The following is a 10,672-nucleotide window of genomic DNA, read 5'->3' as shown; positions in this document are numbered from 1 at the left end:
CGAGACCTCAGACGCCGTCGAGACCGAGACGACGCCCCGCCGGACACGTACGCGCAAGGCCGCGGCGCAGCCGGAGAGCTGACGCACTGGCACCCCGGATGCCCGGCCCCGTTTTTTGGGGCCGGGCATCCGCGGTTTTCGAGGACGCCGCGCGTTAGCCTCGTCGCATGAGTCGCCCGCCCACCTTCGTGCCGCCCTCCTGCGCCCAGCCCCGCGCGCTGTCCACTTCGCGCGGCACGTTCGCCGTGCTCGACGCGCGGCCGTCCGGAGCCGTGCGCGGCACCGCGTTGTTGCTGCCCGGGTACACGGGCAGCAAGGAGGACTTCATCGCGCTGCTCGAGCCGCTGACCGAGTCCGGTTACCGGACTGTCGCGGTGGACGGTCGCGGGCAGTACGAGACCGATGGCCCGGCGGACCAAAGCATCTACGAACAGCTCCAGTTGGCCCGGGACGTGCTCGCCCAGGCCGCGGCCGTCGGCGGCCCCTTGCACCTCGTGGGGCACTCGCTCGGCGGTCAGATCGCCCGTGCCGCCATCCTCTTGGACGCCTCCCCGTTCTCGACGTTCACGCTGATGTCGTCGGGGCCGGCGCAGATCAGTCCGGCCCAGCAGCAGCGGGTGAAGCTGCTGAGCGACGCACTCGCCGTCATGCCGATGGACCAGGTGTGGGAGGCGATCCTGGCCTTCGACGCGCCGGAGGACGCGGAGGCGGAGGCCACCGAGGGCCGGGAGGACCTGCGACGCCGCTGGTTGCGCCACAACCCCGCCCAGCTCATCGCCACCGGCCGCCAGTTGACGACGGAGCCGGACAGGGTCGCCGAACTCGCCGCCGTAGAGCCGCTGCCCAAGCATGTGCTGTCGGGCGAACGCGACGACACCTGGCCGGTGCCGTTGCTGGACGAGATGGCCCAGCGGCTGGACGCGCACCGGACGGTCGTCCGGGGCGCGGAGCATTCGCCGAACACGGACCGGCCCCTGGAGACCGCTTCCGCGCTCGCGCGGTTCTGGGATCAGTACTGAGCCTGCAGGTGCTGCCAGAAGCCGTCCCGGAGCGCCCTGCGCAGGACGGCGTGGCCGCGCAGTGATCGCTGGAGCCGCCGCTCCGCTTCGATCAGCAGCTCCTGGTCCACGGAACCGGGCAGATAGGGATGGCCGGGGAGCAGTTCCGCGAGTTCGGCGCGCCCCCGCTCCCCCAGCCATGTTGCCGCGATCTGGGCGCCTACGAACCGTACTTCGTCACGCGAGGGCGGCGGCTCACCCTCGTTCTCGTACGTCGTGACGGGCCTGCGGGTGATGTAGGGGCGGCAGAAGTCGAGGTCGAAGGTGCGCTGGCTGTCGACCTCCCACAGCAGCGGCTCCGCCTGGTTGCGGCCCTCTCCGGCCTCGATGCCCCACAGGTGGACACGCGCGCCGTAGCCCTGGGCGGCCTCGACGGCGGAGACGAGGTCCTCGTCGCCCCCGACGAGCGCCGCGTCACTGATGGCGCGGTGCCTGGCGAGTGACTCCAGATCGGTGCGGATCAGGGAGTCGACGCCCTTCTGCTGGTTGTTGGCGTTGAGGTTGCCGAGGCGCACCTTGACATCGGGCAGCTCCGCGATGGACTGCTGTTCCGCGGTGTGGATGCGGCGCCGGGCGCCGTCGTACCAGTAGACCCGCAGCAGCCGGCTGTCGGTGAAGATCTTGCCCGCCTTGTCGATGAAGGCCGCGATCAGCCCTTCGGTGTCCAGGTCGAAGGAGCGCCGGTCCTCGGTGCCCGCCACAAGCAATCCGGCCGCAGCATAGACGTAACCGGCGTCGACGAAGATGGCATGGGTCGAAGGGGTCTTCGCGCCCTCGGCGAGCATCCGCTGCAGGAGCTCATTGGTGCGCTCCAGGCGGGTGGCGATCTCGTTGATCTCTGCATCGTTCATACGTGGCTCATTCTCCGTGGCCGGAGCACTACCCGCCAGTAGTTAGGCATCCAAAAAATTTCCTTAGCGTAGGGAATGTTTGCAGGATGCATCTCGTTGTAACCCATGTACACGGACGGGGAGACCGTCTGTCATTCAGTTCTCCTGCAGGAGGATCAGACGAAGGGAGAAGCCTTGCGCTTCGAAATCATGCGACTGGACGACGTCGACGGCACCGCTGTCGACAGTACGGTCGTGGATGCCGCCTCCGTCAACCGGATCGTGCAGCAGGCCGCTTCGATCGGCCAGCGCATCTATATCCGACCCGCCGACACCTCCGTTGCTTCATAACGCCTCATTGAGCTGTGTGACGCACGACGTGACGCACGACCGACGCGAGACGCCCCCGTACGGACTGCCGTACGGGGGCGTAATGCGTTGGCGGCCTGGTCGCTCAGGCGCCCTGGATCACCTGCGTGACGCCGTTGATGATCTGCTGCACGGCGATCGCGGATAGCATCATGCCGGCGAGCCGCGTCACCAGCACCACACCGCCGTCCTTGATCAGGCGGATGATCACCAGCGAGTAGCGCATGGTGAGCCACAGCACGACATGCATGGCGACGATCGCCGCCCAGACCGAGACCTGCTGCCCGACGCCCTGTGCGTGCTGGACCGCGAGGATCACCGAGACGATCGCACCGGGACCGGCCAGCAGCGGCATACCCAGGGGCACCAGCGCGACGTTGACGTCCTTGGTCTGCTTGGGCTCGTCGGTCTTTCCGGTGAGCAGGTCGAGGGCGATCAGCAGCAGGAGCAGGCCACCGGCGATCATCAGCGCCGGTACGGAGACATGCAGATAGTCGAGGATCTGCTGACCGAGGATGCCGAAGACGGTGATCACTCCGAAGGCGACCGCCACGGCCTGCCACGCCATCCGGCGCTGCACCTTGGTGGCGCGCCCGGAGGTGAGGGCGAGGAAGATCGGTGTGATCCCCGGGGGATCCATGATGACAAAAAGGGTCAGGAACAGAGAGCCGAAAACGGCAGCGTCGAACACAGTGAGGGCCTTGCGAGGAGAGGGTGGTACGGGGGAAGGGCGCGATTACAGGCGGACCCCGCCCGTGCCCATCACGGGGAATGCGCCCGTGGCGCGGCGGGTGATCTCGCCGTAGATCTCCGGGTCGGTGGTGCAGTCGCCCAGCCGGCAGGTCTTGCGGCTGCCGTGGTAGTCACTGGAGCCCGTGGGCAGCAGCCCGAGGTCACCGGCAAGGCCGCGCAGCCGGGTGCGGGTCGCCTCGTCGTGGTCCATGTGGTCGACCTCGATGCCGTCGAGGCCGCAGGCGGCGAGTTCCGCTATCGCCGACTCGGGGACCACCCGGCCTCGCTTGACGGCAAGCGGGTGGGCGAAGACGGTGACACCGCCGGCCGCCTTGACCAGGCGGACCGCGGTGAAGGGGTCGAGCTCGTGCTTCTCGACGTACGCCCTGCCGCCGTCGGCCAGCCACAGGGGGGTGAAGGCGTCGGACACCGAGGGCACGACGCCCAGCTCGACGAGGGCCTCCGCGATGTGCGGCCGGCCGACGGATCCGTCCCCGGCGATGCGGGCGACGTGCTTCCACTCGACGGGCACGCCGAGCTCCTGGAGCTTGCCGACCATCGCCCGGGCGCGAGGCACCCGGTCGTCGCGTACGAGCTCGCGCTCGCGGAGCAGATCGGGCTCCTCGGCGTCGAACAGATACGCCAGCATGTGGAGTCCGACGCCGTCGAGACGGCAGGAGAGTTCAACGCCGGTGACGAGAGTCACGCCCTCGGGGAGCGCGGCGGCCGCCTCCGCGTGCCCGCGGGTCGTGTCGTGGTCGGTGAGGGCAACGACGTCCAGACCGGCAGCGGCGGCGTTCCGCACGAGCTCGGCCGGGGTGTCCGTACCGTCGGAAGCCGTGGAGTGGGTGTGCAGATCGATGCGCACGACGCTGACTCCGGGGGCTCACGGGCGGACAGGGGACACCCAGGATAACCGCCCTGCACATGCGTCCCGGCCGCGCGAAGAGGCGGCAGGACCCGGGCCGGGTGCGCCGGGGAGCGTCCGCAGAGTTTCGCCGCCCCCGAGGCGCGTGACAGACGGACTTCCGCGGCCCCCCGGCCTACGACAGCAGCCGCGGTGACAGCGCACCGCACGGCAGCAGTTCGACCTCCGCACCGGCGTCCCGCAGGTCCGTGAGCACCAGCTCGTCGTACATGAGCAGCCCGGACTGCTCCGGCCAGACGACGGCCCACAGCCACAGTCCGCGCGCCTCGCCGGCGAACACCGCACGGTCGTCGGGCGCGCCCGCGACGTGCCACAGCGGTGTGGGCCGGCCGGCGGCGAGCACCTTGGCCTGCGGGGGTTTGGCGACGTCGATGTGCGGTCCCGGGTCCGGCCCGTCGATCCCGGCGTACCGGGAACCAAGGCCGACGCCCAGCTCCTCCGCGATGAGCAGCAGCTCCCCGATGCCACCGAGCGGGCCGGGCCCCGAACAGGCCACCGCCGTGGCACGGCCGCCGCTGCGGTCGTCGCCCGCATAGGCGACGCCGGTGAAGAGCCAGCCGACCGGCAGTGGCCAAGGCATCCACACGGGGACCTTCGCGCGGTGCACCACGACACCGAGGGCCTCGACACTGGGCGGGATCACCGGCTGCAGCGGGTGCACGGAACCATGCACGTCGCACTGCCAGGAGTCGGCAAAGAGACCGGGCGCCCTCACCCGGCCACCGCACTTCGGGCAACTGGGTTCGCCCCTCATAAGGCCCAACGGTCCTCTCCGGCCGACCTCGCGTCAAGGACGATCACCCGTCCGGCGCGCGCCTTCCACCGCTCGAGATAGATGCAATTAGCATTCATTAGCTTGGCTAACTCATATGTGCGTGGAGCAAACCAGCGCTGAGCCACAACTCCGCACGGCGAAGGAGCCGTTCCATGCAAGGAAGGGAAGGCATCCGTATCCCGTTCGTGGCCGCCGTCGCGGCGGCCGTCGCCTTGGTGAGGCGCACCTCGCTCGGTCTCGAGGCGAAGGAACTGAAGTACCGTCACGCCACCGGGGACCGCGTGACCGTCTTCGCCAACCGACTTGGCCGGTATGCCGGTTCAGTCGAGCGTCACGGACCTGCGCAGCGGATCGCGCAGGTCCGTCCCGTGCGTCAGCCACCGATCCTGAAGCTCTGCCGCGCCGTGCACCCGCTTCCAGGCGGCCTCGTTCGGCGTCATGGGCAGCAGTGGCAGGAAGCGCACCGGATCCATCGGGTCGTCCAGTTCGAGATCCTCGACCAGGCCGCCCGGCTCCGCGACGAGCACCGAGCTGAACGGCGCAGAAGGCCACAGCGGCTCACCCACGTCGAGCGAGGCCCCGGGGGCCACGATCACGCCTTCGACCTGCGGCGACGCCCCGAGTACGGCAAGCGGGCGCAGCACCTTGCCGGTGTCGGCGAGACCGGCCCGCACGCTCAGGACCAGCTCCGCACGAGGCCCCTTGACCGGGTCGGCGACGGTCGCGGTGGGATCCGTCATCGGGTGCGCCGACATCCCGAGAGTGGCGTAGCGGACGATCTCCTTGCCGCCCTCACGGTCCCGGAACCGCAGCACCTCGATGCGGTCCGTGCCGAGAAACGTCACGGCGGCGCGAGCGTCCGGTTCGCCAAGCGCGCTGCGCAGCCGGGCGTCGACAAGAGCAAGAACGTCTTCCATGTCGCGAGCATAAAACGCGTAAGGAGCGGGCAAACACAGGGATTGACCCGCAGTCGGCTGATAGTCTTGGCCGCTGGTCGGGACGGCACGCAGAAGCGCTGCCTTCGAGTCCCGACGACACGTCGTCCCTCACGGGGGACCGGCCGGAGGAGGTGAGGCTGCGGTGGATCGAAGTCGATCGTGCAGTACCAGCAGCTCTTCCGCACGGCACCGTTCCTTTCGCCGTCCCTGACACGGCGAACCGGGAATCGTGAGCTGAGGCCTCCCCGCACGGGCCCCACGGCATTTCGCACGACGGAAGAGCGCGAGCACTTCGTTTTTGCCTGTCTGTAGCGAACGCCGTCACCGCGACCACGCGGTGCCGCCCGCTTTGCGGACGTATGCCTCACGTCCCCATTCCGGGCTGTGCCACGCACCGCCGACGGCCTCTCCGTGAAGGAGCCAGCCATGTCGATGATCCGTGACCTGCGCGCAGCGGTCCGCCCCTCGCTGCGCAAGAGCAGCGCCCCATACAACAGCTACGACCCGACCCGTGACCCCTCGGCCTCCAGCGCGGTCGTCGACTGCGCCGTCTACCGCGACGGCCGGCGCCTCGAGGGCCGCGCCTGTCTGACGCCCCACGAGGCGATGCTGAGCGTGCGTAAGGACGGCGGCTTCGCCTGGATCGGCCTGCACGAGCCGACGGAGGCGGAATTCGCCGGTATCGCCGCCGAGTTCGGGCTCCACCCGCTGGCAGTCGAGGACGCGGTCCACGCCCACCAGCGGCCCAAGCTGGAGCGGTACGACGACACCCTCTTCACGGTCTTCAAGACCATCCACTACGTCGAGCACGCCGAACTGACCGCGACCAGCGAGGTCGTCGAGACCGGTGAAGTGATGTGTTTCACCGGCCGGGACTTCGTCATCACCGTGCGGCACGGCGGCAAGGGATCGCTGCGTGCACTGCGACACGGCCTGCAGAAGGACGCCGAGCTGCTCGCCAAGGGCCCCTCTGCGGTGCTGCACGCCATCGCCGACCATGTCGTCGACGGGTACATCGCGGTGGCCTCCGCCGTCCAGGACGACATCGACGAGGTCGAGATCGACGTCTTCTCTGCGCCCGACAAGGGCAGCCCGCGCGGCAGCGACGCCGGGCGGATCTACCAGCTCAAGCGCGAGGTGCTCGAATTCAAGCGGGCCGTCTCCCCGCTGCTGCGGCCGATGCAGCTGCTGAGCGAGCGGCCGATGCGGCTGATCGACCCGGACATCCAGAAGTACTTCCGTGACGTCGCCGACCACCTCGCCCGCGTCCAGGAAGAGGTCATCGGCTTCGACGAGCTGCTGAACTCGATCCTCCAGGCCAACCTCGCCCAGGCGACCGTCGCCCAGAACGAGGACATGCGCAAGATCACGTCCTGGGCGGCGATCATCGCCGTGCCGACGGCCGTCTGCGGGATCTACGGCATGAACTTCGAACACATGCCGGAACTGCAGTGGAAGTACGGCTATCCGGCGGTGCTCACCGGCATCGCGGTCGTGTGTTTCGCGATCCACCGCACCCTCAAGCGCAATGGCTGGCTGTAGGGCGCCGCGGGAGCACCGATCGATAGGCTGCGCGTATGACATCCCATCTGCTCGGCCAGGCGCTCGTCGAGGAGGCCACCAAGAAGTCCGGCCTCATCTGGGTGCGCGGCGACGGTCCGGCACGCGCCCTGTGGCATGTGTGGCACGACGGCGCCGTGCACATCGTCGGCGACGGGCCGGGCGAGCAGCCGCTGCCGGGGCTGGCCGACGGCAGGCCGGCCGAGGTCACCGTCCGCAGCAAGGACAAGGGCGGCCGGCTGGTCGCCTGGGCCGCGACGGTGCGGGAACTGCCCCCGCGCTCCGAGGAATGGCATGCGGCCGTCGCTGAGCTCAAGGGCAAGCGGCTGAACGCCCCTGACGCCGAGCAGATGACGGAGCGCTGGGCGCGCGAGTGCCGGGTGCTGCGGCTCGAGCCGCAGGACGCCGTCACCGAGCTGCCCGACGGCTCCCTGGCGGCGGCACCACTGCCGACGGCGGCGACGACGCGCCGCCCGATGCCGGCGGCCCTGCCGAGGCTGCTGCTGAAGCGACGGGGGCGGCGCGGCTGAGGTCGCCGGCCCGAACCACGTTCGGGCCGCGGCAGCAGGTCGCGTCCCAGAACCGTCAGCCGACCCTGTCGGGCCGCCGGCAAAACCGTCGGCCGCCCGCGAGGCCGGCCGGTCGAACCGTCAGCCGCCCGAGCCGGACCCCGACGTCTTCGGGATCTGGCCGCCGTAGTCGACCGTCTCCCCGTCCGCGGGCTCGGCCAGCGGGAAGTCCTTGTCCCAGTCCCCGAGCGTGAGCACTCCGGCTCCGGCGGCCCGGGCGAACTGCAGCGGAAACGGCTTGCCCTCGAGCGAGACGTCGAGGACTCCGCCCCGGCCGCCCTCACCGGCGCTGACCTTGATCGTGCGTACGCCGCCGACCTGTGTCCGGTCGCCCTTGCTGAGCTCGCCCTGCATCCCGAGCAGCCCGTCGAGCAGCACGTCCATGTCGGTGAAGCCGCGGAACTGCTTGTACGAGGGGTCGCCCTTGGGCACCTTCACGTACTTGTCGGCGAGTTTTTTCGCCGCCTCCATGTCCGACTTGCTGGGCTCCTCGTCACCGCTGTCCGCGTGGCTCCAGAAACCGGCGTCGGCCTTGAGGAACAGCGCGTCGTCGATCCGCAGCAGCTCGAAGGCGTTCTCCTTCGAGGTCAGCGAACCGGTGGCGCCGTCCTGTTTGAGCCGCATGTTCAGCCTGTACGTGCCGTCCTTGCTGACGAGCGTCCCCGCCAGGCGTACCGAGGCCGCGGCGTCCGCCGCCGCGCGCGCCTTGGTCTCGATCTCCTCCGCGGAGAGCTTCCCGATCCCGTTGGTCCCCGCGTCCGGGTCCTCGCCGCATGCCGTGAGCGCCACAGCCAGCCCGGCACACAGCACCGTGGAGAGCGCGACCCGGCGCACTCGGCCGGCCGGAGGGAGGGGAGTCACAAGCGCACTGCCTCTCATCTGTGGGGGGATGGCAGTGCGCAGCGTACCCGTGCGGGGTGCACGGGTACGCAGGCAGCCGTACGGACGTCAGCCGGGGGCGGCCCGTATCGGTACCGGCTAGCCTGAACCCGTCGAAAGTCTGCGTTTTCCGGCAAAAGAGAGGGGCGAGCATGGTCGCAGGCGCCCCTCGGGTCTTCGTCTCGCACCTCGCGGGCGTGCCCGTCTTCGACCCCAACGGCGACCAGGTCGGACGCGTACGCGACCTGGTGGCGATGCTGCGCGTCGGGCGCCGCCCGCCGCGGCTCCTGGGCCTCGTGGTCGAGGTGATCAGTCGCCGCAGGATCTTCCTGCCGATGACCCGGGTCACCGGCATCGAGTCGGGACAGGTCATCACCACCGGCGTGCTCAATGTCCGCCGTTTCGAACAGCGTCCGACCGAGCGGCTGGTGCTCGGCGAACTCCTCGACCGCCGCGTCCGCATGGTGGAGAGCGGCGAGGAGGTCACCGTCCTCGACGTGGCCATCCAGCAGCTGCCCGCCCGCCGCGACTGGGAGATCGACAAGGTCTTCGTACGCAAGGGCAAGGGCGGCGCGCTGCGCCGCAGGGGCGAGACGCTGACCCTGGACTGGTCCGCCGTCACCGGCTTCTCGCTCGAGGAGCACGGGCAGGGCGCGGAGAGCCTCCTCGCCACCTTCGAGCAACTGCGGCCGGCCGACCTGGCCAATGTGCTGCACCATCTCTCGCCGAAACGGCGCGCCGAGGTGGCCGCGGCCCTCGACGACGACCGGCTCGCCGACGTGCTGGAGGAGCTCCCCGACGACGACCAGGTGGAGATCCTCGGCAAGCTCAAGGAGGAACGTGCGGCCGACGTCCTGGAGGCCATGGACCCGGACGACGCGGCCGACCTGCTGTCCGAGCTCCCGGAGGAGGACAAGGAGCGGCTGCTGGCGCTGATGCGGCCCGCCGACGCCGCCGATGTGCGACGGCTGCTGTCGTACGAGGAGCGCACGGCGGGCGGTCTGATGACGACCGAGCCGATCGTGCTGCGCCCCGACTCCACGGTGGCCGACGCGCTGGCCCGCGTGCGCCAGCAGGACCTGTCCCCCGCGCTCGCCGCCCAGGTGTACGTGTGCCGGCCGCCGGACGAGACCCCGACAGGGAAGTACCTCGGCACGGTGCACTTCCAGCGGCTGCTGCGGGACCCGCCGTTCACGCTGGTCAGCTCGATCGTGGACAGCGACCTGCCGCCGCTGTCGCCGGGGGCGCCTCTGCGGGCCGTCACCCAGCATCTCGCGGCGTACAACATGGTGGCGGCGCCCGTCGTCGACGAGAGCGGCTCGCTGCTCGGGGTCGTGACCGTCGACGACGTACTGGACCACCTGCTCCCGGACGACTGGCGCGAGACGGAGTTCGAGGACTCCGCGCATGGCTAGCGGGAGGGACCAGGGCCAGCCCGAACGGATCGAGCGTGACCGTATGCCGGCCGGGGCGAGCGCCGTCCCGCGGACACGGGCACGGCTCGACCTCCCGCGCCCGCCACGGCGCAGCCTGCTGCCCGACTACGACCCCGAAGCCTTCGGACGGTTCTCGGAGCAGATCGCCCGGTTCCTGGGGACGGGCCGGTTCCTCGTCTGGATGACGCTGACGATCATCACGTGGGTGGGGTGGAACGTCACCGCCCCCCCGGACCTGCGTTTCGACGAGTATCCGTTCATCTTCCTGACTTTCGCGCTGTCGCTCCAGGCGTCGTACGCGGCGCCGCTGATCCTGCTGGCGCAGAACCGGCAGGACGACCGGGACCGGGTCAATCTGGAACAGGACCGCAAGCAGAACGAGCGGTCGATCGCGGACACCGAATACCTGACCCGCGAGATCGCGGCGCTGCGGATGGGCCTCGGCGAAGTCGCCACCCGGGACTGGATCCGCTCGGAACTGCAGGACCTGGCCCGGGAGCTGGAGGAGCAGCGGGTCCCGCTCACCCACGAGCGGCCCGGGGGGAGTGACGAAGACGACCGCTGACGGGCTTTCCGAAGGCGGTGCGCAGCGCCGTAC

At 69.9% G+C, this 10,672-nt stretch carries 12 protein-coding genes; 6 read left to right on the top strand and 6 right to left on the bottom strand.

Going from position 1 to position 10,672, the window contains the following annotated elements; translation table 11 throughout:
- Positions 1-167: 167 nt before the first annotated feature.
- Positions 168-1,019, top strand: a complete 852-nt coding sequence (locus tag ACZ4SA_RS00585; protein WP_468267905.1) for an alpha/beta fold hydrolase — start codon at positions 168-170, stop codon at positions 1,017-1,019.
- On the opposite strand, the gene ACZ4SA_RS00580 is transcribed toward ACZ4SA_RS00585, so the two are convergent.
- Entirely contained in the window at positions 1,010-1,909 is a 900-nt protein-coding gene (locus tag ACZ4SA_RS00580) for an NYN domain-containing protein (RefSeq protein WP_468267902.1), read from the bottom strand. The two genes, ACZ4SA_RS00585 and ACZ4SA_RS00580, sit on opposite strands and share 10 nt — an antisense overlap.
- Before the next feature lie 174 nt (positions 1,910-2,083).
- Between ACZ4SA_RS00580 and ACZ4SA_RS00575 the strand changes: the two genes are divergently transcribed.
- A complete protein-coding gene (locus ACZ4SA_RS00575) occupies positions 2,084-2,239 on the top strand; it encodes a hypothetical protein (protein ID WP_468267899.1) in 156 nt (51 codons plus the stop codon).
- A gap of 103 nt (positions 2,240-2,342) precedes the next feature.
- Here ACZ4SA_RS00575 and ACZ4SA_RS00570 read toward each other — a convergent pair whose 3' ends face one another.
- The 4 genes from ACZ4SA_RS00570 to ACZ4SA_RS00555 all read right to left on the bottom strand — a co-directional run bounded on the left by ACZ4SA_RS00570 (position 2,343) and on the right by ACZ4SA_RS00555 (position 5,609).
- Entirely contained in the window at positions 2,343-2,948 is a 606-nt protein-coding gene (locus ACZ4SA_RS00570; protein ID WP_468267896.1) for a MarC family protein, read from the bottom strand.
- Between the two features lie 45 nt (positions 2,949-2,993).
- Positions 2,994-3,857, bottom strand: a complete 864-nt coding sequence (locus ACZ4SA_RS00565) for a PHP domain-containing protein (RefSeq protein WP_468267893.1) — start codon at positions 3,855-3,857, stop codon at positions 2,994-2,996.
- Positions 3,858-4,032: 175 nt separating this feature from the next.
- Complete coding sequence (locus ACZ4SA_RS00560) at positions 4,033-4,671, bottom strand: DUF6758 family protein (RefSeq protein ID WP_468267890.1); 639 nt, start codon at positions 4,669-4,671, stop codon at positions 4,033-4,035.
- Positions 4,672-5,012: 341 nt separating this feature from the next.
- Positions 5,013-5,609 carry a suppressor of fused domain protein gene (locus ACZ4SA_RS00555; RefSeq protein WP_468267887.1) on the bottom strand — a complete coding sequence of 199 codons (597 nt, stop codon included), beginning with the start codon at positions 5,607-5,609 and terminating at the stop codon, positions 5,013-5,015.
- 447 nt (positions 5,610-6,056) lie between these two features.
- Here ACZ4SA_RS00555 and ACZ4SA_RS00550 point away from each other — a divergent pair, with 447 nt between their 5' ends.
- Both ACZ4SA_RS00550 and ACZ4SA_RS00545 read left to right on the top strand, forming a co-directional pair.
- Positions 6,057-7,172: a magnesium and cobalt transport protein CorA gene (locus ACZ4SA_RS00550; protein ID WP_468267885.1), complete on the top strand. Its 1,116-nt coding sequence runs from the start codon at positions 6,057-6,059 to the stop codon at positions 7,170-7,172.
- Between the two features lie 35 nt (positions 7,173-7,207).
- Entirely contained in the window at positions 7,208-7,720 is a 513-nt protein-coding gene (locus tag ACZ4SA_RS00545) for a hypothetical protein (protein WP_468267882.1), read from the top strand.
- 120 nt (positions 7,721-7,840) lie between these two features.
- Here ACZ4SA_RS00545 and ACZ4SA_RS00540 read toward each other — a convergent pair whose 3' ends face one another.
- Positions 7,841-8,620 (bottom strand): hypothetical protein, encoded by a 780-nt coding sequence (locus ACZ4SA_RS00540; RefSeq protein ID WP_468267879.1) that lies wholly within the window; start codon positions 8,618-8,620, stop codon positions 7,841-7,843.
- Positions 8,621-8,790: 170 nt separating this feature from the next.
- On the opposite strand from ACZ4SA_RS00540, the gene ACZ4SA_RS00535 reads away from it, so the two are divergent.
- A complete protein-coding gene (locus tag ACZ4SA_RS00535; protein ID WP_468267876.1) occupies positions 8,791-10,053 on the top strand; it encodes a magnesium transporter MgtE N-terminal domain-containing protein in 1,263 nt (420 codons plus the stop codon).
- A complete protein-coding gene (locus ACZ4SA_RS00530) occupies positions 10,046-10,639 on the top strand; it encodes a DUF1003 domain-containing protein (protein ID WP_468267873.1) in 594 nt (197 codons plus the stop codon). The genes ACZ4SA_RS00535 and ACZ4SA_RS00530 overlap by 8 nt, the downstream gene beginning before the upstream one ends.
- Positions 10,640-10,672 lie beyond the last annotated feature (33 nt).

This window comes from Streptomyces sp. NPDC027962, from assembly GCF_055566095.1.
Note: the sequence above shows the minus strand (reverse complement) of the source record. Positions and strands in the feature narration are given on the sequence as shown.

Excerpts from the sequence above, each read along its gene's own strand:
- ACZ4SA_RS00585 (WP_468267905.1), top strand. The coding sequence starts at position 168 with ATGAGTCGCCCGCCCACCTTCGTGCCGCCCTCCTGCGCCCAGCCCCGC.
- ACZ4SA_RS00580 (WP_468267902.1), bottom strand. The coding sequence starts at position 1,909 with ATGAACGATGCAGAGATCAACGAGATCGCCACCCGCCTGGAGCGCACC.
- ACZ4SA_RS00560 (WP_468267890.1), bottom strand. The coding sequence starts at position 4,671 with ATGAGGGGCGAACCCAGTTGCCCGAAGTGCGGTGGCCGGGTGAGGGCG.
- ACZ4SA_RS00555 (WP_468267887.1), bottom strand. The coding sequence starts at position 5,609 with ATGGAAGACGTTCTTGCTCTTGTCGACGCCCGGCTGCGCAGCGCGCTT.
- ACZ4SA_RS00550 (WP_468267885.1), top strand. The coding sequence starts at position 6,057 with ATGTCGATGATCCGTGACCTGCGCGCAGCGGTCCGCCCCTCGCTGCGC.
- ACZ4SA_RS00545 (WP_468267882.1), top strand. The coding sequence starts at position 7,208 with ATGACATCCCATCTGCTCGGCCAGGCGCTCGTCGAGGAGGCCACCAAG.
- ACZ4SA_RS00535 (WP_468267876.1), top strand. The coding sequence starts at position 8,791 with ATGGTCGCAGGCGCCCCTCGGGTCTTCGTCTCGCACCTCGCGGGCGTG.
- ACZ4SA_RS00530 (WP_468267873.1), top strand. The coding sequence starts at position 10,046 with ATGGCTAGCGGGAGGGACCAGGGCCAGCCCGAACGGATCGAGCGTGAC.